The organism is Sphingomonas abaci (assembly GCF_014199625.1).
Lineage (GTDB): Bacteria > Pseudomonadota > Alphaproteobacteria > Sphingomonadales > Sphingomonadaceae > Sphingomonas > Sphingomonas abaci.
Map to the genome: position 1 here is coordinate 55,320 of NZ_JACHNY010000005.1, position 23,373 is coordinate 78,692.

The 23,373-nt window shown below is 69.6% G+C and carries 21 protein-coding genes; 12 read left to right on the plus strand and 9 right to left on the minus strand.

The annotated features are described in order from the left end of the window. Positions 1–49: 49 nt before the first annotated feature. The gene (gene dapA / locus GGQ96_RS12595; RefSeq protein WP_184115288.1) at positions 50–934 is read right to left on the minus strand and encodes a 4-hydroxy-tetrahydrodipicolinate synthase; all 885 of its coding nucleotides are present in this window, start codon (positions 932–934) and stop codon (positions 50–52) included. 88 nt (positions 935–1,022) lie between these two features. Here dapA and GGQ96_RS12600 point away from each other — a divergent pair, with 88 nt between their 5' ends. From GGQ96_RS12600 to GGQ96_RS12625, 6 genes are all read left to right on the plus strand, one after another. After that, a complete protein-coding gene (locus GGQ96_RS12600) occupies positions 1,023–3,014 on the plus strand; it encodes a lytic transglycosylase domain-containing protein (RefSeq protein WP_184115290.1) in 1,992 nt (663 codons plus the stop codon). A gap of 13 nt (positions 3,015–3,027) precedes the next feature. Further along, positions 3,028–3,513 carry a transcription elongation factor GreB gene (gene greB, locus GGQ96_RS12605; protein ID WP_184115292.1) on the plus strand — a complete coding sequence of 162 codons (486 nt, stop codon included), beginning with the start codon at positions 3,028–3,030 and terminating at the stop codon, positions 3,511–3,513. A gap of 50 nt (positions 3,514–3,563) precedes the next feature. Continuing rightward, positions 3,564–3,815, plus strand: coding sequence for a hypothetical protein (locus tag GGQ96_RS12610; protein ID WP_184115294.1), 252 nt, complete (start codon positions 3,564–3,566; stop codon positions 3,813–3,815). A gap of 39 nt (positions 3,816–3,854) precedes the next feature. After that, complete coding sequence (locus GGQ96_RS12615; protein ID WP_184115295.1) at positions 3,855–4,730, plus strand: NYN domain-containing protein; 876 nt, start codon at positions 3,855–3,857, stop codon at positions 4,728–4,730. Positions 4,731–4,869: 139 nt separating this feature from the next. Continuing rightward, on the plus strand, positions 4,870–6,030 hold the full coding sequence (gene uxuA / locus GGQ96_RS12620) for a mannonate dehydratase (RefSeq protein WP_246360533.1): 1,161 nt from the start codon (positions 4,870–4,872) through the stop codon (positions 6,028–6,030). Positions 6,031–6,184: 154 nt separating this feature from the next. Further along, positions 6,185–7,003, plus strand: coding sequence for an ImuA family protein (locus tag GGQ96_RS12625; RefSeq protein WP_246360535.1), 819 nt, complete (start codon positions 6,185–6,187; stop codon positions 7,001–7,003). Between the two features lie 66 nt (positions 7,004–7,069). On the opposite strand, the gene GGQ96_RS12630 is transcribed toward GGQ96_RS12625, so the two are convergent. Next, the gene (locus GGQ96_RS12630; protein ID WP_184115297.1) at positions 7,070–7,582 is read right to left on the minus strand and encodes an FUSC family protein; all 513 of its coding nucleotides are present in this window, start codon (positions 7,580–7,582) and stop codon (positions 7,070–7,072) included. 5 nt (positions 7,583–7,587) lie between these two features. Further along, positions 7,588–9,312 (minus strand): ubiquinone-dependent pyruvate dehydrogenase, encoded by a 1,725-nt coding sequence (poxB, locus tag GGQ96_RS12635; RefSeq protein WP_184115299.1) that lies wholly within the window; start codon positions 9,310–9,312, stop codon positions 7,588–7,590. Between the two features lie 199 nt (positions 9,313–9,511). On the opposite strand from poxB, the gene GGQ96_RS12640 reads away from it, so the two are divergent. After that, the gene (locus GGQ96_RS12640; RefSeq protein ID WP_184115301.1) at positions 9,512–10,810 is read left to right on the plus strand and encodes a PQQ-dependent sugar dehydrogenase; all 1,299 of its coding nucleotides are present in this window, start codon (positions 9,512–9,514) and stop codon (positions 10,808–10,810) included. Beyond that, positions 10,807–11,661, plus strand: coding sequence for a hypothetical protein (locus tag GGQ96_RS12645; RefSeq protein ID WP_184115303.1), 855 nt, complete (start codon positions 10,807–10,809; stop codon positions 11,659–11,661). Before GGQ96_RS12640 ends, GGQ96_RS12645 begins: the two co-directional genes overlap by 4 nt. On the opposite strand, the gene GGQ96_RS12650 is transcribed toward GGQ96_RS12645, so the two are convergent. After that, positions 11,645–13,165, minus strand: coding sequence for a hypothetical protein (locus GGQ96_RS12650; RefSeq protein WP_343059038.1), 1,521 nt, complete (start codon positions 13,163–13,165; stop codon positions 11,645–11,647). The two genes, GGQ96_RS12645 and GGQ96_RS12650, sit on opposite strands and share 17 nt — an antisense overlap. Before the next feature lie 130 nt (positions 13,166–13,295). Here GGQ96_RS12650 and GGQ96_RS12655 point away from each other — a divergent pair, with 130 nt between their 5' ends. Beyond that, positions 13,296–14,261, plus strand: coding sequence for an SDR family oxidoreductase (locus GGQ96_RS12655; protein ID WP_221239956.1), 966 nt, complete (start codon positions 13,296–13,298; stop codon positions 14,259–14,261). After that, positions 14,258–14,581, plus strand: coding sequence for a hypothetical protein (locus tag GGQ96_RS12660; protein ID WP_184115305.1), 324 nt, complete (start codon positions 14,258–14,260; stop codon positions 14,579–14,581). Before GGQ96_RS12655 ends, GGQ96_RS12660 begins: the two co-directional genes overlap by 4 nt. 4 nt (positions 14,582–14,585) lie before the next feature. Here the strand turns inward: GGQ96_RS12660 and GGQ96_RS12665 are convergent, their stop codons facing one another. Then, the gene (locus GGQ96_RS12665; protein WP_184115307.1) at positions 14,586–15,077 is read right to left on the minus strand and encodes a nucleoside deaminase; all 492 of its coding nucleotides are present in this window, start codon (positions 15,075–15,077) and stop codon (positions 14,586–14,588) included. A gap of 141 nt (positions 15,078–15,218) precedes the next feature. Between GGQ96_RS12665 and GGQ96_RS12670 the strand changes: the two genes are divergently transcribed. Continuing rightward, positions 15,219–16,250, plus strand: coding sequence for a LacI family DNA-binding transcriptional regulator (locus tag GGQ96_RS12670; protein WP_425506702.1), 1,032 nt, complete (start codon positions 15,219–15,221; stop codon positions 16,248–16,250). Between the two features lie 17 nt (positions 16,251–16,267). Here GGQ96_RS12670 and GGQ96_RS12675 read toward each other — a convergent pair whose 3' ends face one another. Together GGQ96_RS12675 and GGQ96_RS12680 are read right to left on the minus strand one after the other, a co-directional pair. Then, a complete protein-coding gene (locus GGQ96_RS12675; protein ID WP_184115309.1) occupies positions 16,268–18,010 on the minus strand; it encodes a DUF885 domain-containing protein in 1,743 nt (580 codons plus the stop codon). A gap of 274 nt (positions 18,011–18,284) precedes the next feature. Next, a complete protein-coding gene (locus tag GGQ96_RS12680; protein WP_246360539.1) occupies positions 18,285–19,229 on the minus strand; it encodes a phosphotransferase in 945 nt (314 codons plus the stop codon). A gap of 314 nt (positions 19,230–19,543) precedes the next feature. On the opposite strand from GGQ96_RS12680, the gene GGQ96_RS12685 reads away from it, so the two are divergent. Next, positions 19,544–20,455, plus strand: a complete 912-nt coding sequence (locus GGQ96_RS12685; protein ID WP_246360564.1) for an alpha/beta hydrolase — start codon at positions 19,544–19,546, stop codon at positions 20,453–20,455. Between the two features lie 55 nt (positions 20,456–20,510). Here GGQ96_RS12685 and GGQ96_RS12690 read toward each other — a convergent pair whose 3' ends face one another. Then, positions 20,511–22,109 (minus strand): glycoside hydrolase family 43 protein, encoded by a 1,599-nt coding sequence (locus tag GGQ96_RS12690; protein WP_184115313.1) that lies wholly within the window; start codon positions 22,107–22,109, stop codon positions 20,511–20,513. Then, positions 22,106–23,347 (minus strand): MFS transporter, encoded by a 1,242-nt coding sequence (locus GGQ96_RS12695; protein ID WP_221239957.1) that lies wholly within the window; start codon positions 23,345–23,347, stop codon positions 22,106–22,108. Before GGQ96_RS12695 ends, GGQ96_RS12690 begins: the two co-directional genes overlap by 4 nt. Between the last annotated feature and the right edge of the window lie 26 nt (positions 23,348–23,373).

The following is a 23,373-nucleotide window of genomic DNA, read 5'->3' on the forward strand; positions in this document are numbered from 1 at the left end:
GACAGGAGGCCACGACCATCAAGCCGGATCATGGCGGGGATAAGGCAACCTAGATCAGCCCCGCGGTCGCCAGTCCGGCATCGACCGCCGTACGCGCCGCTTCGGACGGCCAGGTCATCGGCAGGCGAAGCGCGGGCGGGAAGTCCGTGCGGACACGGGTTAGGGCGTACTTAACCGGGCCGGGCGAAGCGTCGGTGAACATCGCGTCGTGCAGCGCGTAAAGCCGGTCGTGCAGCGCCAGCGCAGCCGCCTGATCGCCCGAGGCGCAGGCCGCCTGGAAGTCGGCGCACAGGCGCGGCGCGACGTTGGCGGTGACCGAGATGCAGCCCACCCCGCCCATCGCGTTGTAGGCGAGCGCCAGGTCGTCATTGCCGGACAGCTGCGCGAAGTCCGCGCCCAGCGCCAGCCGGTGCTGGGTCACCCGCGCCAGCACGCCGCTGGCATCCTTCACGCCGACGAACAGTTCGGGAAAGGCCTGGACAATCCGGATCAGCGTGGCGGGCTGGATGTCGGTGACGGTGCGGCCCGGCACATTGTAGAGGATGATCGGCAGCGGCGCGTCGGCGGCCAGCGCCGCGAAATGGCGGAAGATCCCCTCCTGCGACGGGCGGTTGTAATAGGGAGGGACCATCAGCGCCGCGTCCGCCCCGGCATCCTTGGCGGCGCGCAGATTGGCGGCGGCGACACGGGTGTCGTTCGATCCCGCGCCCGCGATCACCGGCACGCGCCCGCGCGCCTGGTCGACGCAGACGCGCACGACATGGAAATGCTCCTCGGCACTCAGCGTCGCCGCTTCGCCGGTGGTGCCGCAGGCGACCAGCGCCGACGACCCCTCGGCGATCTGCCATTCGACGAATTCGCGAAAGGCCGCCTCGGCGAACCCGCCGGCCGCATCGAACGGCGTGACCAGGGCGGGAATAGAGCCTGAAAACATTGTGTTACATCGTCCTTCTGCGACGGCTGCGGGGACGCCCCCCAAAATCGTTCAGGACAGATACGGGTTCGATCCGTATTCTGTCCACATGATCGCGCCCCTGAAATCGACCCTGCTGCTTTCCCTCGTCGCCGGCACGGCCATCCTGCCCCAGTCGCAGGAGCAGAGCGACCGTGCCTCGACCCAGGCCGCCAACCGCATCGCCGCCGGACTGCCCCAGCCGGCCGCCAATCCCGCAATCACCTCCGCCATCGCCGAATGGCGGGCGCTGCGCCAGACGGACGCGCTGCCCTTCGACAGCTATGCCGGCTTCACCCAGCGTCATCCCGGCTGGCCGGGCGAGGCGGCGAACCGGCGCGCTGCCGAGCGGCAGGCGGGCAATGCCGCGCCGGCCAATGTCCTCGCCTTCTTCCGTCGCTATCCGCCCCTGACCGCGACCGGCATGGTGGCGCAGGCGCGCGCGCTGCTCGCCACCGGCGATGCCGCGGGCGCGCAGGCCGCCGCGCGCGCCGCCTGGCGCATGGGCGCGCTGTCGAGCGCGGACGAAGGCGCGATCCTCACCTATTTCCCCGCCGCGTTGCGACCGGAGGATCAGGACGCGCGCATGGACCGGTTGTTGTGGCAGGGTCAGACCGGCCTCGCCCAGCGGCAGCTCGCGCTGGTCAGCCCGGCGAACCGCCCGCTGTTCGAGGCGCGGCTCGCCTTCCGCACCAAGGCCGCCAATGCCGCCGACCTGTCCGCCGCGACGCAGGCGCTCTACGCCAACGACGCCGGCTATATCGCCGATCGCGCGGTGTGGCTGCGCAACACCCTGTCGCCCAGCGTCCGCACCTATCTGGCGCAGCCGCGGACGCTGGCGACCCGGCCGGGCGATGTCGAGAAATGGTATGAGGTGCTGCTGACAAACGCCCGGGCAGCCGCGGCTGACAGCCAGTATCAGCTCGCCTATGACATCGCGCGCCAGGTCGATGACGCCTATCCCGCCGGCACCGACGTCTCGAAAAAGCCGTATGGGGAGCGCGACGACTATACGTCGCTGGTCTGGCTGGGCGGGCAGGTCGCGATGAAGCAGCTCGGCCGCCCCGCCGACGCGATGCCGCTGTTCGAACGCTATGCGCGCGCCAGCCAGGCGCCGCAGACCCGCGCCAAGGGCTATTACTGGTCGGGCCGCGCAGCCGAGGCGGCGGGGCTCCAGCCCCAGGCGGCGCAATTCTATGCGCAGGCGGCCGGTTACCGGGACCAATATTACGGACAGCTCGCGCTGGAGCGGACCGGCCGGCCGCTGGTCGCGCCGCCGCCCGTTGCCGCCGCGACGCTCGATCCCGCCGTGCGTGCCGCCTTCAACGCGCGCGAGGTGGTTGTCGCCGCGCGCTTCCTGGGCCAAATCGGCGACTGGCAGGACCAGACCGCCTTCGTCCGCCAGATCGCCGCAGACGCGAGCTCCGACACCGACCATCTGCTCGCCGAGCAACTGTCGCGCGAGATCGGCCGTCCGGACCTCGGCGTGATGGTCGGGCGCAGCGCGATGCAGAACGGGCTGACCGACTATTCGGCGATCGGTTTCCCCGTGGTGCCGATCCCGGCCGGCTATGATGATAGCTGGACGATCATCCATGCCATCGCGCGCCAGGAAAGCCAGTTCGACCGGGCCGCCGTTTCGGGTGCGGGTGCGCGTGGCCTTATGCAGCTGATGCCGGCCACCGCGCGCGAGCAGGGCGGCAAGATCGGCCTGAGCTTCACGCCCGAGCAATTGTCGTCCGACCCGTTTATCTCGATCCAGCTCGGCGCCAGCTACTTCCAGCGGGTCTATGCGAACTATGGCAGCTATCCGCTTGCGATCGCAGCCTATAATGCCGGCGGCGGCAATGTGAACAAGTGGCTGCGCGCCAATGGCGACCCGCGCACCGGCGCGGTCGACTGGGTCGATTGGGTGGAGGCGATCCCGTATGGCGAGACGCGCAACTATGTGCAGCGCGTGCTGGAAAATGCCGTCGTCTACGACCTGATGAACCCGGCCCGGTCGAAAAGCCGGGGCGCGGCGCGGCTCAGCTGGTATCTGGGCAAGACCCGCCCGGGTTGAGTAAGGGAGCGGCGTGACCGACCGACCCAATTACATCACCCCCGCCGGCTATGCCGCTCTGCGCGCCGAATATGACCGGTTGTTCGCGACCGAACGGCCCGCCCTGGTCGAGACGATCAGCTGGGCGGCGGGTAACGGCGACCGGTCGGAGAATGGCGACTATATCTACGGTCGCAAGCGGCTGCGCGAGATCGACCGGCGGCTGGGCTGGCTGTCGCGGCGGATGAAGGCGGCCAAGGTCGTCGATCCTGCCGCCCAGGCCGACAGGACGCGCGTGTGGTTCGGCTGCACCGTCACCATCGCCGACGAGGACGACCAGCAGCGCGTCCTGACCCTGGTCGGCGACGACGAGGCGGACGCGGGCAAGGGCCGGGTCGGCTGGTATTCGCCGATCGCCCGCGCGCTGCGCGGCGCCGGGATCGGCGACCTGCGCCGCGTGACCTTGCCAGCCGGTGAGAAGGAATATGAGATTATCGGCATAACCTACTCGATAGATTGAGGAACGTGGCGCTCACGCTGGCCGTTGGTCGGGCAGAAGGAGAGCATGACATGGCTGAGAACCCGCGCACCACCACCGCCCGCGACACCGACGATCATGAGCTGATCGACGCCGCCATCGCCGACGCCGATACCGGCATCACCGGCAGCAGCGGCGGTGGTCACCTCCAGACCGATCTCGGCACCCAGGCCGATCGGATCACCGATGTCGACGATCCCGACGCGCATCTCCGCCCCGAAAAGGCCGACGCCATCGCCAACGACCAGGCCTATGACAGCGATCGGCGGGGCAATAGCGGCTGACCGCTTGCCGCGGAGCGTCGGGCTTGCGAGACGGGGATCATGGAAGAAACGCCCACCCGCAACATCGCGCTGCTGATCGACGCCGACAATGCGTCCGCCGCCACCATCGATCCGGTGCTGACCGTGCTGGCCGAACTCGGCACGGTCAACGTCCGCCGGGTCTATGGCAACTGGTCGAAGCCGGCGCTGAAAGGCTGGCGCGACATGACGGTGAAGCACGGCATCGAGCCGCAGCAGCAGTTCGACCTGACCAAAGGCAAGAACGCCACCGACATGAAAATGACGATCGACGCCATGGACCTGCTGTTCCGCGGCAAGGTCGAGGGGTTCGGCATCATGTCGTCTGATTCGGACTTCATGCCGCTGGCGATGCGCATCCGGCAGGAGGGCATCCCGGTCTACGGCTTCGGCACCAGCCGCACGCCCGAGGCATTCAAGCGCGCTTGCACCCGCTTCATCGACGTAGGCGCGCTGACCGCCCGCACGCCCGAGATCGCGACGCCGGTCGCCGCATCCCTCCCCCTTGCCGCCCCTGCCCCTGCCCCTGCCACGGCGCCGGCCGCTACCCCGCAACCCGCTCCCGTCGCATCGCCGGCCGCGGCGAAACCGGCCAGCAAGGACGTGCCGATCGCCGAGTCGTTGCCGCCCGCGATCGTCCCCAATCGCGCGGCCAAGCCGAAGGCGCCGGTCGACCCCGAACTGGTCGAGTTGCTGATCGCCGCCTACGACGCGACCAAGCGGGACGAGAAGGGCTTCGTCTCGCTCTCCGCCATGGGCCAGCTCGCCGCCAATCGGTCGAGTTTCGACGTGCGCAACTATGGCTATCGCCGCCTGTCGGACCTGATCGAGGCGGTGCCCAATTTCCAGATCGAACGCCGCGAGGGCGGCCGCTCCTTCGTCAAACGCGTCCGCTAGTCCGCAGCCGCGCCTGCATCCGGGACCCTTTAGGCTTTCGATTCGGCCCGAGTGCGGGCATGAGCGTGCTGCGAGATACCGGTACCATATGTCCGGGCAGCGATGGGAGATTGGGGTGCAGCAGGCCGACCGCAGGATGATGACACAGACGATGCGCTGGTTCGGCCCGGCCGATCCGGTCTCCTTGCGCGACATCCGCCAGGCTGGGGCGACCGGCATCGTCACCGCGCTGCACGAACTGCCCAATGGCGCGGTCTGGCCGCTGGAGACGATCCTCGCCCGTCAAGCGATGATCCGTGAGGCGGGTCTGGAGTGGGACGTGGTCGAGAGCCTGCCCGTCCATGAAGGGATCAAGACCCGGGGACCGGACTGGGACCGGCTGATCGATGCCTATGCCCGGAGCCTGCGCCACCTGGCGGCGGCGGGCATCCGCACCGTCACCTATAACTTCATGCCGCTGCTCGACTGGACGCGCACCGATCTGGCTTGGGCGATGCCGGACGGCGCGCTGGCGCTGCGGTTCGAGCTGGAGGCGGTCGCCGCCTTCGACATCCATCTCCTCGAACGGCCGGGCGCGGCCGGGGATTATGCGCCCGCCATGGTCGAGGCCGCCGCCGCCCGCGTCGCGGGCATGGACGCGGAGGCCCGGCACCGGCTGGAACGCACCATCATCGCCGGCCTGCCGGGCAGCGAGGAAAGCTTCACCGTCGCGCAGTTCCGCGACGCCATCGCCGGCTATGACGGGATTTCGGCCGACGCGCTGCGCGCCAACCATGTCGCCTTTCTGGAGGCGGTCTGCCCGGTCGCGGACGAACTGGACGTGCAGCTGGTCGTCCACCCCGACGACCCGCCCTTCCCGATCTTCGGCCTGCCGCGCGTGGTCAGCACCGAACGGGACGTGGCCGCGCTGTTCGAACGCGTGCCGAACCGGTCGAACGGCCTGTGCTTCTGCACCGGGTCCTTCGGCGTGCGCGCCGACAACGACCTGCCCGGCATGGTCGATCGGCTGGGCGACCGCATCGGCTTCCTCCACCTGCGCGCCGTCGCGCGCGAGCCGGACGGCGCGTTCCACGAAGCCCCGCATCTGGAGGGCGATGCCCACATGCCCGCTGTCGTCGCGGCGGTGAGCCGCCTCCAGCAGCGCGAGGACCGCAGCATCCCGATGCGGCCCGATCATGGCCATCAGATGCTCGACGACCTGACCAAGCGCACCAATCCCGGCTATTCGCTGCTCGGCCGAATGCGCGGTCTCGCCGAGCTGCGCGGGCTGGAGCGCGGGATCCTTCATGCGATCGGCTGACCAGGCGCCGGTCCGTTCGGCGGGCTACGGGTTGGTCGCTGTTCGATAGCCTGACGACCGCCGCGCCGAACGCGGCGGTCGGCCCCCGCCGATGCCGTATCGCCTTGACCATTAGTCAATAACCCTGGAACATATAGCGAACAGATGAGTCGCTATGCCCATGTCCCAGCTTGCTCCCGCTGATCCGCCCGATGATCCCCCCGGCAAACGGATCGCCGCGCTACGGGCCGTGCTCAGCCAGGACAAGCGGCAGGGGGAAGCCGGCGTCATGCCGTTCGGCGTGGAGGCGATGGACCATCGGCTGGCCGAGGGCGGGCTGGCGCTGGGTGGACTGCACGAGATCGCCGCCGCCGCGCCGACGCTGAACGACGATGCCGCCGCGACGCTGTTCACGGTCGGCATCGCCGCCCGCGCCGCCGCTCGCAAGGGCCGGCGCGTCCTCTGGGCGCTGACCCGGTTCGACCTCTATGCGCCCGGCCTGGAACAGGCAGGCCTCGACCCCGCCACCCTGCTCTTCGTCGAGACCCGTGACGACAGCCAGGTGCTGGCGGTGATGGAGGACGCCCTGCGCCACGGAGGGCTGGCGGCGGTCGTCGGCGAGGTGAAGCGCGCCGACCTGGTCGCGACGCGGCGGCTGCAACTGGCGGCGATGGCGGGCGACGCCCCCGCCCTGCTCGCCCGGCACTGGCGGCGCCCGGCCTGCTGCCCACTGATGGAGACGTCGACGGCGATGACGCGCTGGCGGATTGGTTGCGCGCCTTCGGTACGGCTGCCCGCTCCGGGCGTCGGCCGCGCGCACTGGACGGTCGAACTGGCGCGCCAGCGCGGCGGCCCCGGGTTCACCCTGGAACTGGAGGCCTGCGATTCGACCGGCCATCTCGCTCTCCCTGCCGACCCTGCCACCCTTGTCGCCCCTGCCGCGTCGCGTAAGGAAGCGGTTGCGGCGGCTGGCGCGACCGCCCGTGCGGCCTGACCGGTCCCACCCCCCGCCGCGGGGCCGGCGCGGGATCCGGATGTCGCGGCTGTCCACCCGCGCCTCTTACCGCGCCCGGGCGGCCGCGCGACGCTCCAGCCGCAGGATCACCCCTTCCGCGATCTGGTGCAGCACCGCACCGATCAGCGCGCCGAGCAGCACCTCCTGCGCGCGGTCGAGGCCGGTCCGGACGACCGTCCCCCCCGGCGGCACCGTGGTCAGCACGATGACGGCGGTCCACATGCAGACCCGCGTCTCCGCCCGCCAGCGCGTGATGCTCGCCGCGATGCCGACCGCCAGCGCCAGCCGCAGTTCCGCCGATCCACCCGGCAGCACCGTGGCGGACAGCAACGCTACGACCAGCCCGATCAGAGTCGCCGCGACCCGCCAGCCCAGCGCGCGGTGGGTGTCGCCGATCCGGTCCTGCGACACCACCAGCGCCGACACGCAAGCCCAGACCGGATGGCCCAATCCCAGCCTCTGCGCCACCGCCGCCGCGACCACGGCCGCGGCGGTGCAGCGCAGGACGAAGGCGACCGCGCGCAACCGCCCGAACGGCGCGCCGACCACCTTCGCCATCCCGCTCACCGGAACAGATTGGCCCGTGCCAGTTCGACCACCTCGGTCCCGCGCCCGCTCATCACCGCGCGCGCGGCATAAAGGCTGAAGCCCCTGACCTGCTCGGCCTTGATCTTGGGCGGCATCACCAGTTCCAGCCCCTCGGTCACCACATCGACCAGCGCCGGGCCGTCATGCGCGAAGGCGGCGCGTAGCGCCCCCTCCAACGCGTCCGACCGCGTCACCCGCTCGGCCGCATAGCCCATCTCGCGCGCGATCGCGGCGAAGTCGGGATTTTGCAGGGAGACATTGGTATCGACATAGCCGGCGGCCTTCTGCTCCAACTCGACGAAGCCGAGCGTGCCGTTGTTGAAGACCACGATCTTGACCGGCAGCTTCATCTGGATCGCGGTCAGCATATCGCCCATCAACATGGCGAGCCCGCCATCACCCGACAGCGACACCACCTGCCGCCCGGGAAAGGCCGCCTGCGCGCCCAATGCCTGGGGCATGGCGTTGGCCATCGAGCCATGGTTGAACGAGCCGATGATCCGCCGCCGCCCGTTCATCCGCAGATAGCGGGCCGCCCAGACCGATGGCGTGCCGACATCGGCGGTGAAGATCGTGTCCGCGGCCGCCAGCCGGTCGATCGTCGCGGCGACGAATTGCGGGTGGAGCGGCTTGTCGCCATCGCGCGGCGTCGCCAACTCGTCCAGCCCGCGGCGAGCCTCGCGATAATGATCCTTCGCCTTGGCCAGGAAGCCGCTGTCGCGGCCGCCCCGGATCAACGGCCGCAACGCCCGTGCGGTCTCGCCGACATCGCCGACCACGCCTAGGTCGAGCGGCACGCGCCGGCCTAGCGCGCCGGGATCGCGGTCGACCTGCACTACCTTGGCCTGTTCGGGATAGAAGTTGCGATAGGGGAAGTCGGTGCCGAGCATCAGCAGCGTGTCGCATTCCATCATCGCATGATAGCCCGACGCGAAACCGATCAGGCCGGTCATGCCGACATCATGCGGATTGTCCCACTCGATCCACTCCTTGCCGCGATAAGCATGGACGATCGGGGCCTGCAGCGCCTCCGCCAGCGCGATGACCTCGTCATGCGCGCCGGCGACGCCCGCGCCGCACAGCAGCGTCACCCGCTCCGCATCGTTGAGCAGCGTCGCGACCTGCGCCAGCGTCGCCTCGTCCGGCACCAGGCGCGGGGTCGCTGGCAGCGTGAAGGCCACGTCGCGCGTCTCGGGTGCGGGCAGCAGCGCCACGTCGCCGGGGATCACCAGCACCGCCACGCCGCGCTGGCCGATCGCGGTGCGGATCGCGCGGTGGAGCAATTCGGGCATCTGCTTGGCATCCTGCACCATCTCGCAGAAATGGCTGCATTCGCGGAACAGCTCGGTCGGATGTGTCTCCTGGAAATAGGACAGGCCGATCTCGCTGGACGGGATATGCGCCGCGATTGCCAGCACCGGCACGCGGTTGCGGTGGCAGTCGTACAAGCCGTTGATCAGGTGAAGATTGCCCGGCCCGCAACTGCCCGCGCACACCGCCAGTCCACCAGTCGCCGCCGCCTCCGCGCCCGCCGCGAAGGCACCCGCCTCCTCGTTGCGGACGTGCATCCACGCGATCGCGCCCGACTGGCGGAGGCTTTCGTTGAAGGCGTTGAGACTGTCGCCCGTCACGCCCCAGATCCGCTCCACCCCGGCTTCGACCAGAGTGCTGGTAAGAAGGTCCGCGATCGTCCGTGCCATGATCCGATATGTCCTTGTTGCGCCGCACCACCATCGACCGGTGCAGCGCAACAACACCCCGACCCCGCGATTGTATTCCTTGCAATCGCGACACCGCCGCCGGATTCAAATAAAGGCCCGTGTCGGCACAATTCTTTTTCCTGGCGAGGAGCCGGGCAAGGGATCGGCGGGTTGGGATGGACACCAACCGGGAGTTGTCATGAACCGTTCATCCGCCTTGAGGCTCTGCGCCTCCGCCCTACTCTTGCCGACCGCCGCGCAGGCGCAGACCCCGCCCAGCGGCACCGCCACCAGGCCCGTGCTCGGCGCGCCGACCCAGGCTCCGCCCTATGCCACCGAGTCGGTCGTCAACCACCCGCGCACCATCGGCTGGCCGGCGGGGCGCACGCCTGTGGCGCCGCGCGGCTATCAGGTGGTGAAGTTCGCCGATGGCCTCGACTATCCGCGCCAGGCGCTGCTGCTGCCCAATGGCGACGTGCTGGTCGCGGAGGCGCGCACCAAGCCCAAGCTTGACGCCGAGCCCGAGGTGCAGCGCGGGCAGGCGTTGTCCAAGACGACCGGCTTCAGCGCCAATCGCATCACCCTGTTGCGCGATGCCGACCGCGACGGCGTGGCGGAGCAGCGCTTCGTGCTGCGCGAGGGGCTGAACCAGCCGTTCGGTATGCAATATGCGGGCGGACGCCTCTATGTCGCCAACACGGACGGCGTGGTCAGCTTCCCCTTCCAGCCGGGCGAGACGCGCATCACCGCCGCGCCGAAGACGATCGCGACGCTGCCGGCGGGCGGCTACAACAATCACTGGACGCGCAATCTGCTGCTCAGCCCGGATGCGCGCACCCTCTATATCTCGGTCGGCTCCGCCTCCAATGTCGCCGAACACGGGATGGACGAGGAGAAGCGCCGCGCCGCGATCCTGGCGATCGACCTCGCCACCGGGCGTGAGCGGCTCTACGCCAGCGGGCTGCGCAACCCCGTCGGCATGGACTTCGCGCCGACCACCGGCACCCTGTGGACGGCGGTGAACGAGCGCGACCATCTCGGCGACGACGTCTCGCCCGACTATCTGGTCGGGGTGCGCGAGGGCGGCTTCTATGGCTGGCCCTACAGCTATTATGGCCGGCAGGACCCGCGCCACGCCAACGAGCGGCGCGAGCTGCTCGCCACCACCCTCCTGCCCGACGTCGCGGTCGGTCCCCACGCCGCAGCCCTGGGCCTCGCCTTCGCCAAGGATCGGGGCGGCACCGACCAGCTTGCCTATGTCGCGCGGCACGGATCATGGAACCGGGCCGAGTTCATCGGCTATGACGTGCTTGCCGTCCCGTTCGCGCAAGGCCGCCCGACCGCCGAGCCGCGCCCCTTCCTGACCGGCTTCGTGGCCGACGCGAAGAAGGGCGAGGTCTATGGCCGCCCGGTCAGCGTCCAGACGCGCAGCGATGGCGCGGTGTTCGTGGTCGACGATGCCGGCGACACGGTCTGGCTGGTCCGCCCCGCTTCGTGAGTGTTTTGCTGGGGGCCGCGCTGGCGCTGCTCGCGCCGGTCGCGGTCAGGGCGGCGGAGCGGCAGTCGGTGCCGGTGATCGACACCGAAGACGCGACGCTCGGCACCGTCGAGGTGCCGACCGGTTCGCTCCACGGCACAGCGTCGCTGGACGTACGCAACGGCGACTATGCGCGCGGCGCCTATGACGATGACGATGCCGGTCTGTCGCGCCTGCCGGTCCATGCCGCCGTCACGCTGGCCGGGGTGCTGGCGCGCGACGCCGCGGGCGACGCGCGGCTGTTCCTGATCGGGCAGAGTTCCAACGGCTTCCACGCACCCTCGCCCGACGAACGCGTGACGCCCCGACGCTGGTATGAAAGCAACACGATCGTCGCGCTCGCCTGGCAGCCGACGAAAGGCCTGACCACCGCCGCCGCCTATGCGATCAAGGCCAGCCCCAATGGTGTCGCCGGAACGACGCACGAGGCGAGCCTGTCGATCCGCTATGCCCGGGCGCGGGGTCTCGGCTGGTGGCGGCCGAACCTGGTCGTGACCCGCCGCACCCAGGGCGATGGCGGCGTCTTCACGCTGCTCGGCCTGTCGCCGGAGATCAGCTGGGGCGAGACGACCGTGTCGGCGCCGATCGTGGCGGGTGTCGGCTGGAGCGGCTTCTATGGACCGGACAGCGGCGACCGGCGCTATGCCAGCGCCGGCCTCGCGCTGCAGCGCCCGCTGGGGCGTATCGCGACCTGGCGGGCGGAGATCGTGGCGATCGCCCGCGATCGTCGCCTGCGCCGGCTCGACGCGCCGGATGGCACCACCGCGCCGGTGGTGCCGCTGGCGACGATCGCGCTCAGCGTGCCCTGGTAGCGGCCGGCTGGGCGCAGCGCAGGTAGACGCGCACCGTCCGCTTGTCGCGCGGAAGGGTCATCGCCAGGCAATAGTCGCGCGTCAGCGCCGCCGTCACCACCGCAAGGCTGGCCGGGTTGAAGAAGCTTGCCGGACGGTCCAGCGTCACCACCACCGCCGGGCGCGTTGCCATGATCCGCGCCACCTCGCGCCCCTCGTCGACGCCCGTCGCTCCGCCTTCGATCGCATGACCCAGGGTGTTGGGAAAGGCATAAGGGGTGGGAACACAGCGATCGGCCAGATAATAGAGGATCGCTGGCCCGTTGAAGACATAGGGACAGGCCCCGCTGCCGGTATTCGCGCGGATCAGCGCCACGGCCGGTGCAATCGCGGCGCGATCGTCCGGCATGTCCACCCGTTCGCCGACAAAGACCAGCATCGCCGTAACGATGACGAAGGCGCGCAGCCTGATGGATCGGCCAAGCGACCAGCCGGCGAGCGCCGCGAGCGGCGGCAGCAACGGCAGGCCATAATGGTCGTAGAAGGTGCCGATGCACGCGAAGCCGATCACCGCCGCCAACAGCCAGCCGATCGCCAGCGCATGGACCGGATGGCGGGCGGCACGTGGACCGATCCGCGCCAGCGTCACGCCAGCCCCGATCAACAGGGGCGCGATCTGCCCGAGCAGCCCCGCCAAATTCAGCATCGTCTTGCCCGCCGGATAGGCCTGGCGCAGCGTGATCGACACGAAATTGGCGAACCAGAAGGCCTGGAACGCGCCCGCGCCCATCATCGCATAGGCCGCAGCGACTGCCAGGGTCGGCGCGATCCCCGCCACGCCCCAGGCCAGCGTCCAGCCGATCGTCGCGCCCGGCCGGCGCACGCGCGCGATCGCCCAGAGATGCGCCAGGCCGATGAACAGCCCCTCGAACGCGGCGGTATATTTGATCTGGATCGCCACGCCGCACAGCGCGCAGGCGGCCAGGCCGTTGCGCCCGATCGCCTGCACCGCACGATCGGCGGTCAGGCGCGGCAGGCGCATGGCCAGCAGCGCCGCCAGCGCCACCGGCAGATTGTAGAAGACCGGCGACTGCCCGCCCTGCCCGCCGATGACCGCCATGGTCAGCAGATAGAGCACCCCCGCGCTCCACCCGCCGACCGGGGCGGCGCCCAGGCGACGCGCGATGGTGAGGATCACCGTCGCGGTCGCGCCCGCGCACAGAGCTGCCGCGACCTGATAGGTGACGATGCCGTCCGCCGGGATCAGCCGGAACCCGGCGAACAGCAGGAACAGCCCCAGCGGCTTGCGGTCCCAAAGATCGATGAACGGCACCGCGCCGTGCACCATCCGGTCGCCGACCAGCAGATACCATTGCTCGTCGATATCGAGCACCGGGTTGCCGAAGTCCCAGCCGCGCAGCAGCAGCGCCAGCACCAGCATCGCCGCCAGCGCGACGATCCCGCTTCGTCGCCGTGCGGACGCCGGGCCATGATCACGGAAAGCCGATCGAAGATCCTGATGCACCGTGACGAACCTGATCCTGATCATAAAGGCGGGACAGGCGCGGTAGGGCAGGCCCGCACGCGCGACAAGCGTCGATGGGAACGCGGGTCCGCGCTCAAGCGTCCATGGCCGGCCTGAACGAGGAACCGCCATGACCCACCATCCCTTGCGCATCGTCGTCACCGGCGCATCCAGCGGCATCGGCGCCGCCACTGCCATCGCCTTCGCCAGGGAAGGTGCGCATGTCCTGCTCGCCGCCCGCGGGGCGGAGGGGCTGGACGATATCGCCGCACGCTGCCGTGCCGCAGGCGGCACCGCAGGAACGCAGGTGCTGGACGTGACCGACGCGGCCGCGGTCGCCGCCTTCGCGCAAGACGCGCAGCAAGCCCTCGACGGCATCGACCTGTGGTTCAGCTGCGTCGGCGTCGGCGTGGTCGGCCGCTTCCAGCAGGTGCCGATCGAGGATCATGCCCGCGTCATCGACACCAACCTGACCGCGCACATGAACGAAGCGCATGCCGTGCTGCCGATCTTCCTGGCGCAGGAACACGGCATCTGGGTCAACATGATCTCGGTCGGCGGCTTCGTCGCGACACCCTATGCCGCCGCCTACGCCGCCAGCAAGTTCGGCCTGCGTGGCCTGTCCCAGGCATTGCGCGGGGAGGTCTCGAAATATCCGCGCATCCATATCTGCGATGTCTACCCGACCTTCGTCGACACGCCGGGGATCGATCATGCGGGCAATTACACCGGCGCGCGCCTGTCGCTGCCGCCCGGCGCGCTTTCGCCGGACAGCGTGGCCCGGGCCGTCGTACGGCTGGCGCGCCACCCGCGCAACACGACCGTGATCGGGGCACCGGCGCTGGCGCTCAAGCTTGGCCAGTTCGCCATGCCCAATCTGATGGCGGCGACAATGAACGGTTTCATGGACGTCTGGTCCCGCCATGCCGAACGTGGTGCCGACGGCAGCGGCGCGGTCCATGCCCCGCCCGCAGGGGCAAGCGGGCCCGATGGCGGCCGCCGCGATCCGCAGCGGGGTCGCAAGGCGGCGATCGGCGCGGCGGCGGCGCTGGGCTTGGCGGGCATCGGCACCTGGCTGTGGCGGCAGCGGCGGTGAATGCGCCGCCAGTCACGCCCGATGGCCGCTATATCGTGGTGCGCGGACGGCTGTGGCGGCGCGCCAACCCGCATTTGCCGGAAGGCGAGCGACAGAAGCACGTCGCCGCACTGATGGCCGCGCGGCGCGGCGTTCGCTCGGCGTTGTCTGACGGCGACACCAACGCGCTCCGTGCCGCCCGCGCCGCGGTCGACGCCGCCAAGGTCGCGCTGGGCGAGCGCGGCCCGGTCTGGTGGCCAGGCGAGGAGGATCTCAACCGCCACCTCGCCCGCACCACCCGCTATGCCGACTGGTATGCCCGCCTGGAGGCCGACGACTGAGCCATCACAGATTCGCCTGCTCGTCCTCCGGCAAGTCGGCATCGGGTGGATAATAGAGCTCGGCGCACTCAGCGCGCAGGCACCCGCCCTCGATCACGATGTCGTCGCGATAGGCGTCGGCGATGAAGGACAGCGTATCGACATGGCGCGCCTCGAAATACATCGGGTGCACATCCGCGCGTCCGGCGCCGTAGACGACCCGGCCGACCTTTGACCAGATCGACGCCATGGTGCACATGCCGCAGGGTTGCAGCGTGGAATAGAGCGTCGCGCCGCGCAATTCCAATGCCCCGCTCGCCTCGCAGCCGCGCCTTATCGCCATCATCTCGGCATGGGCGGTGGCGTCGGGCAGCTCGTGCGTCTGGTTGCGCTCGGCCGCGATCACCCGGCCATCCAGCACGATCACCGATCCCAGCGGCGAGGTGGACGGGTCGGAGCCCTTGGAGCGAGCGATACGGATCGCCTCCCGCATCCAGCGTTCATCGTCTTCGGTCATCGCTGTTGAACGCGATGCCGGGCAGAAGGTGCCGTGCCGATGTCCTTGCTGTGCCCCATCGACCTGCCCCATTGACCTGCCCCCACCCTGCGGGGCACCACCCCGTGATGCGCCCTCCGTTCCATCCGGCCTGATCCAGGCGTGGCCCGATCCCCCGGCCGCCCGCGCGGCGTGACCATCATCGACGTCGCCCGACATGCCGGCGTCTCGCCGATGACGGTCTCGCGCGTCATCAATGCCGAACCCGGCGTACGCGACGAGACGCGCCGGCTGGTCGAGGCGGCGATCGCCACGCTCAACTACACGCCCAACCTGATGGCGCGCAGCCTGGTCACTTCGCGCGAGATCCGGATCGGGGTGCTCTATTCCAACCCCAGCGCGGCCTTCATGAGCGGCTTCCTGGCCGGCGTGTTCGAGGAGGCCTCGGCGCGCGGCGCGCAGCTCCAGTTGCTGAAGGGCGAGGCCGGACAGCCCCCCGCCCCCGCCGAGATCGAGCGGCTGATCGCCGGCCGGATCGGCGGCATGATCCTGGCCCCGCCGCTCGGCGAGAATGATTCGGTGCGCGCGTTGCTCGCCGAGGCGAAGCTGCCCGTGGCGGTGGTCGGCGGCGTCGCGGCCGGGGCGATCTGCATCGGCATCGACAATCGCCGGGCCGCGTTCGACATGACCCGCCACCTGATCGGCCTGGGCCATCGCCGCCTGGGCTTCGTGCTCGGCAATCCCGACCAGACCGCCAGTCGCGAGCGGCTCGCCGGCTTTGAGACGGCGGCGGCGGATGCGGGTATCGACGCGACCCGGATCGTGCCGGGCGACTTCAGCTATGCCAGCGGCCTGGTCGCGGGCGAGACGCTGCTCGACGACCCGGCACCGCCGACCGCCATCTTCGCCAGCAACGACGACATGGCGGCGGCGGTCGTGTCGGTCGCGCATCGCCGCCATCTCGACGTGCCGCGCGACCTGACCGTGGTCGGCTTCGACGACAGCACCGCCGCGATCACGCTCTGGCCGCCGCTCACCACCATTCGCCAGCCGGTGCGCGCGCTGGCGGCGGAGGCGATGCAGCATCTGATCGAGGCGATGCGGCGCGGCCGCGCGACCAGCAGCGCATCGCCGCGTGTCCTCGACCATCTGCTGGTCGAACGCGAGTCCACCGCACCGCCCCCGCCGGCCTGACCAGCGGCCGTTGCGGTTCAGGGCAACGGATACGGCCCCTTGCCGCCCTCGGCGATGAAGCGCTCGACGCGCCGGTCGATCATCGGCAACGGCACCGATCCCAAGCTCAGCATCGCGTCGTGGAAGGCGCGGATGTCGAACCGCTCGCCCAAAGCCTTCTCGGCGCGGGCGCGGGCATCCAGGAACGCCAGCTCGCCCATGTAATAGCTCAGCGCCTGGCCAGGCCAGCCGATATAGCGATCCACCTCGGTGGTGATCTCGTGGTTCGACAAGGCGGTGTTGTCGCGCAGGAACGCCTGCGCCTGCTCGCGCGACCAGCCCTGCGCATGGATGCCGGTGTCGACCACCAGCCGCGCGGCGCGCCACATCTGGTAGGACAACATGCCGAACAGCTCATAGGGCGTCTCGTACATGCCCATATCTTCGCCCAGCGCCTCGCAATAGAGCGCCCAGCCCTCGCCATAGGCGGAGATATAGTCGTCGCGCCGGTAATCGGGCAGCTCGGTCAGTTCCTTGGCGAAGGGCATCTGGAAGGCATGACCCGGTGCGCTTTCATGCAGCGTGAGCGCCGGCAGCGAATAGAGGCCCCGCGACGGCAGGTCATAGGTGTTGACCAGATAGATGCCGGGTCCGCCCCGGCCGCTGGTGTAGAAGGGCGCGATCTCCGGCGCGACCGGCTTGATCGCGAAGCGCATCCGCGGCAGCCGCCCGAACCATGTCGATGCCTTGCCGTCGAAGGTCTTGGCGATCCACGCGGCGCGGTCGAGCAGATCCTGCGGGGTCCGGGCGTAGAAGCGCGGATCGGTGCGCAGGTGCTGGAGGAACGAGGTGAGGTCGCCCTGCCATCGCACCTGCCCCATCACCAGCTGCATCCGTGCGCGGATTCTGGCGACCTCGCGCAGGCCGATGGCGTGGATCTCCTCCGGCGACAGGTCGCGCGTGACATATTCGCGGATCTTCGACCGGTAATAGGCCTGGCCGTCGGGCAGGTCGTACGCGGCGAGCGACTGGCGCGCGCCGGGGATGTAGGTGTCCCGCAGGAAGGCGAGCAGCCTCCGATGCGCCGGCACAACCGCCCCGGCGATCACGCGGATCGCCTCCGCCCGCAACGCTGCCTGGCGGACGGCCGGGATCGTCGCGGGCAGCGTTCGGAAGGGCGCGTAGAAGGGCGACCCCTCGCCCGGCCCCGCCTGCACGACCTGCGCCACGCTCTCGTCGCGCCCCTGCAGGGTCACGCGCGGCGGTGTGAAGCCACGCGCCAGCCCGGCGCGCATATTCGCGATCTGCTGATCGAAATAGCGCGGCTGGTCAGCAAGCTGTCCCAGATAGCGGCGCAGGGCCGCCTCGTCGCGATAGCTGTCCCGCGCCGCCGCAGCCACGTTCATCCAGAAGCTGGTGTCCGCGTTGAGCGGTTTCTCATAGTCACGGAAGCGCTGTTCGGCCAGCAGCGCCGCGATCTGCCCGCGATAGACGCTATAATCGTCACGCGCCCTGGCGGACAGGCTGGCCGGGTCGATCCGGTCGAGCGCCGCCATCGTCGCGGTCCAGCGCGCCAGCTTGGCCGCCTGCGCGGCCGGGCCGACATCGGGCAAGCCAGTCCGCGCCGCGGCGGGTGCATCCTCGTCCGGCCCCGCCAGCGTCTGGCGCCATGCATATTCCGCGGCGGCGAGCCGGTTGAAATCCGCGTCCTGCGCCGCGCCATCCGCAGTCGCGGGCGCTCCGCTCGCCAGCAGAAGGGCCAGGGCCAGCGCGATCGTCATGCCATCATGTCCATCGGGCCATGCTATCGCAAAGCCGTGGGTACGACGCCAGCCTTGCGTCGCCGCCACGATCGCGCGGCTAAAATCCGATCGTTTAACGGCTTGGTCATCGGTTCGTAACTAAAGCCGTGCAAGAGGGCCTTGGAGCCGCCGACGCATGAGGATTTTCGCTTTGCCCCGTTTGCTTCTCAGCCGGATGACCCGGCATCGGCGTCTGTCCACCCTGCGCGGCTGGGCGGCAGCCCAGCCCGACGACCGCAGCCTGCTGCGCCAGTCAGCCGCGCGGCAACCCCATCAGCGCTGAATCCACCGCGCCGTAGCAATCGCGCGCCAGGGCCACGAACCGCTCGCGAGGGAACTCGCCGAGCCGATTGGCATAATGGCCCAAGGCACCGAGCAGATGGGCGCGGATCATCGCCAGCCCCTCCGCGCCGCCACCCAGCGCGTCGCGATACCATAGCAGTTCGCGCCGCAGCCGGTCAGCCGACAGGTTGAACGATTGGTGGAAGCGGATCAGGTCGTAGATCGCATAGCCTGCGGCCGTGCCCCCCGCCCAGTCGATCACCATCAGTTCGCCATCGCCAGGCCGGACCATGATGTTGTTGCGCCACAGGTCGCCATGCATCGGCACATGACGCGGCGCGATCGCGCCGGCGGCGATCGCCGCGTCCAGCCGTCCGGCCTCGGCGCGAAGCGGCTCGGGCAAGTCCTGCATGGCGACGAGCGCGCCGAGCGACCGCCGGAACTCGGCCGCCGCGGCCCCATCGGCCGACGAGGCGGCCGCGATCAACCGCCGTAGCCAGTCCAGGATCGTCGTTGCCACCTTCGGCGTCTGGAGCAGGCGGCGCAGGCGCCCGCTCGCCAGTGGTTCGCAGCGCGGCAAGATGACGAAGCTGCGCCCCGCCAGCGTGCCCGTCGCCTCGACCGGCAGGATGCGCTCGGCCAGCACCGACCCGTGCGCGGCCATGGCCTGCGTCGCCTGCGCCTGGATCGCCGCCGCATCGGGATGCGCGGCCGGCGACAGGAACAGCACATGGTCGTGATCGAGGAGAAAGATCGCCGCACCGTCCGCGACCATCGATTCCGTGCGGATCACCTCGACGCTGCCGATCTGGCCACCATCCGGATAAAGCGCACGAGACAAGATCGAGAGGATGGCAGCCTGCGACATAGGCGGGGCGGACGATGACGTCGCTTCGAGATAAGTCGCGATGGGCATTGCTGTTTGCTAACGTTACAGAATTATTAAAACAATTGGTTAAGTCGCTGATCTCTCTAATTTGTCGGCCTATATCGCTCGGTCCCGTCTCTATCTGATACAGTAACGTCCGGATCGGTTATTTTGTCGCGATATTGATTATTGCGCTGCAAGGACATGCTGCTGTCGCAGCCATCCCTGCCGATGAGCATGCAGGACCGTTGTGATGGAGAATTGACGCTAGCTCGGCGCGCCGCGAAGCTGCTTCGAAATTGGAGGAGGATTCGCCGATGGTTCAACATCTTGGCAGCATTGCCGCGCGTCGGTGCGGCGGCATGACCGGAATTGCCGTTCTGGCGCTGGCGCTAACGGCAGTGACGCCCGCCTTGACCCAGAACGACCGCATGGCCGCGATCGCTACCCCGACCCAGCCCGGTGCGATCACGCTCGACACCGGCCCCCTGCCCGGCGCGACGGCGAAAGAGGCCTGGCACAGCCAATATGGCAGCGTCTTCGCCCGCAACGTCAGCGTCGCCACGCTCACCCCCTTCCTGCCCGATCCGGCCAAGGCGACCGGCGCCGCCGTGGTCGTCGCGCCGGGCGGCGGCTTCACCACCCTGTCGATGCAGAATGAGGGCTGGGACGTGGCCAAGGCGCTCGCCGCGCGCGGCGTGGCGGCCTTTGTGCTCAAATATCGGCTGAACCCGACGCCCGCCGACATGGCCGGCTATGAGCGGCAGATGCGCGAACGCTTCTCCGGCGCCAACCCGCCGCCCCGCCCGTCGACGGAGGCGATGATGGCCGGCATCGCGCCGCAGATCGCCGATGCGCGCGCCGCCTTCAAGCTGATCCGCGCCCGGGCGGGCGAATGGCATGTCCAGCCCGACCGGATCGGCATGGTCGGCTTTTCGGCCGGCGCGATGCTGACCATGGCGACGGCGCTGGCGGGCCAGGATGCCAAACCCGCCTTCATCGCCGACATCTATGGTCCGCTCTCGGCGGTGACCGTACCCGCCGATGCGCCGCCGCTGTTCGCGACGCTGGCCGCCGACGATCCCTTCTTCGCCAATGGCGGCTTCGGCCTGATCGAAGCCTGGAAGACGGCGAAGCGGCCCGTCGAATTCCACCTCTATGAACAGGGTGGCCATGGCTTCGGCATGTACCAGAAGGCGACGACGAGCACCGGCTGGTTCGACGCCTTCGCCCGCTGGATGACGATGCACGGCTGGATCGCCGCGCGGCCGTGATGTCGGGCGACCGGCCTTTCCGCCAGGCAGGGCCGGTCGGTAGGGTTCCGGTCGGTCAGGCCATCGCCTCGTCATAGGCGAACCAGGCGAAATCCGCCGGCCGCCCGGTCCCGGCCATGTCCTGGCAGGCCATGCCGACGAACGCGCCGGTGAAGTTGGGCAGACCCGGCAGGGTCGCCTCGTCCGACAACAGGCTGGCGTCGAACGTCTCCGGCAGCCAGCACCAGTCCGCCGCGCCTTCGGCCCGCCAGGCGAAGCGCAGCTCGGCATGGTCGACGCGCGCGCGCAACTCGATCGGCCCGGCCGGCAGTGGCAGGGGATCGGTCATCACGCTCTGCCCCTCGCCAAGCGGCAGCACCGACAGGACCTGGATCACGCGTCGGCCGTCATCGTCCGCCGTGAGCTGCAGGAAATGATATTTGCTGCTGTTATAGTAGCAGACCAGCCCGGCGGCCTGTTGGAAATGCTCGGGCGCGGCCTCGACCAGCGTCCGTGCGTCGTAGCGGAAGCCCGTCTGCCGGCGCGCGACCAGCGCCTGTTCGAAATGGCTGCCGATCGTTTCGCGCCCGAACAGCCGAAGATGCCCCGGCCGTTCCGTCAAGCTGAACAGATGGTCCGGCGCAGGCGAGCGGAGCCACTGGAATGCGTCGGGCAGATCCGGCCCGTCGAAGCGGTCGAGCGCGGCGATCGGGCGCTCCTCGAGCATCGCGGGCGGTGGCGCGGCGGTGCGCAGCCAGCCATCCGCGTCCCAGCGCATCGGCTGGATCGCCGTCTCGCGCCCCAGTACGCATCGGTCGCTGCCCGGCATCGGTCGGCCGCAGAGATGCACCATCCAGGGCGCACCCTCCGGCGTTTCGACCAGATCGCCATGGCCGACCCGCTGCAGCGGCGCGTCCGGCGTATCGCGCGCGGTCAACACCGGCCCGTCGGGATGGACCGCATAGGGGCCGAAGAGGTCGCGCGACCGGGCCATCGTCACCGCATGGCCGCGCTCGGTCCCGCCTTCGGCGACCAGCAGATGATACCAGCCGTCGCGCTTGTAGAGATGCGGTCCCTCGGTGAAGCCCAGCGCGGTGCCCTGGAAGATCACCCGCCGCTCGCCGACCAGCCGGCGCGCCGCCATGTCGAGCTGCTGCACGACGATGCCGGCGAAGCGCTTGCGGCCGGGGCGATGGTCCCAGAGCATGTTGAGCAGCCAGCTTCGTCCGTCGTCGTCGTGGAACAGCGCGGGGTCGAAGCCGCTGCTGTTGAGATGGACGGGGTCCGACCAGTCGCCGTCGATCCGATCGCTCCACACCCAGTAATTGTGGAAGTCGCGGAGCGACGCGCCGCGCGCGCCATCCACCGTGGTGCGGCCATAGCGCTTCACATCGGTGTAGATCAGGTGGAAGCGCCCGTCCTTGTGGCTCAAGTCCGGTGCCCATACGCCGCACGAATCGGGATCGCCGCGCATGTCGAGCTGGCTAGCGCGCACCAGCGGCCGCGCCACGAGCCGCCAGTCCGCCAGGTCGCGGCTGTGATGGATCTGCACGCCCGGAAACCATTCGAAGGTCGAGGTGGCGATGTAATAATCCTCGCCCACCCGGACGATCGAGGGATCGGGGTTGAAGCCGCGCAGGATCGGGTTCGCAGGGGAGATGGTGTCAGCGGTCATGCGGGTTTTCGCACCAGGGTCCAGAGCAAGGCGGCCCCGCCCAGGTCGAGCAGGCCGAGCAGGATGAAAAAGGGTTGATAGCCGACCCGGTCGACCAATGCGCCCAGCGTCAGGGTGAAGATCAGCACGCCCAGATTGGCGGCGGTGCCCGATACGCCGGTCGCGGTCGCGACCTGGTCCTGCGGGAACAGGTCGGAACATAGAGTGATGACCGTCACCGACAGGGTCTGGTGCGCGAAGCCACCCAGGCACAGCAGCCCGACCGCGGCAACCGGGCTGGTCACGCTGCCGACGAACATCATGCCGGTCATCAGCAGCGCCCCGAGCGTGAAGGCACCGCGCCGCGCGTCGATCAACTGGACGCCGCGCCGTTGCAGGAAGGCGACCACGGCCGGGCCGAACAGGCAGCCCAGGTCCGCCGCCAGAAAGGGCAGCCAGGCGAACAGCGCGATCTGGGTCAGGTCGAAGTGCCGCGCCTGGACCAGATAGAGCGGCATCCACAGCGACAGCATCCCCCAGACCGGATCGGCCAGGAAGCGCGCCGCCGCGATCGCCCAGAGATTACGGCGGCGGAGCAACTCGCCCAGCGGCGGCCGGCGACGCCGGCGGACCAGCGCCGCCTCCTGCCCCTCGACGATCAGCCGGCGCTCGCCGTCGGACAGGCGGCGGTGGCGGGCGGGTGGCGCATACCAGACCAGCCACGCGACCACCCAGGCCAGGCCCAACCCGCCCGCGACGAAGAAGGCGGCGCGCCAGCTATGGTTGAACACCGCCCAGGCGACCAGCGGCGGCGCGAACACCGCGCCGAACGACGCGCCGATCTGGTAGATGCCGCCCGCCACGCCGCGCTCGCGCGCCGGAAACCATTCGGCGACCAGCTTCATCCCCGCCGGCTGCGCCGATCCCTCGACCAGGCCCAGCGCGCCGCGCAGGCCGGCGAACCCCATCCAGCCATGGGCGAAGCCATGGCCCAGCGTGATGCACGACCAGACCGCGACGAACAGGGTGAAGCCGATCTTCAGCCCGACCAAGTCGAGCAGATAGCCGGCGACCGGCTGAAACATGATGCCGAACTGGAAGGCGCCGGTGATCCAGCTATACTGTTCGGACGTGATGTGCTGCTCGGCCATGATCGCCGGCGCCGCAACGCCCAGAATGCTGCGGGTGAGGTAGTTGATGACCATGGCCACCACGAACAGCGCGATGATCGTCCAGCGTATATAGGGAAACCCGCGCAAGCCCCTCTCCCGGTAACGTTATCATC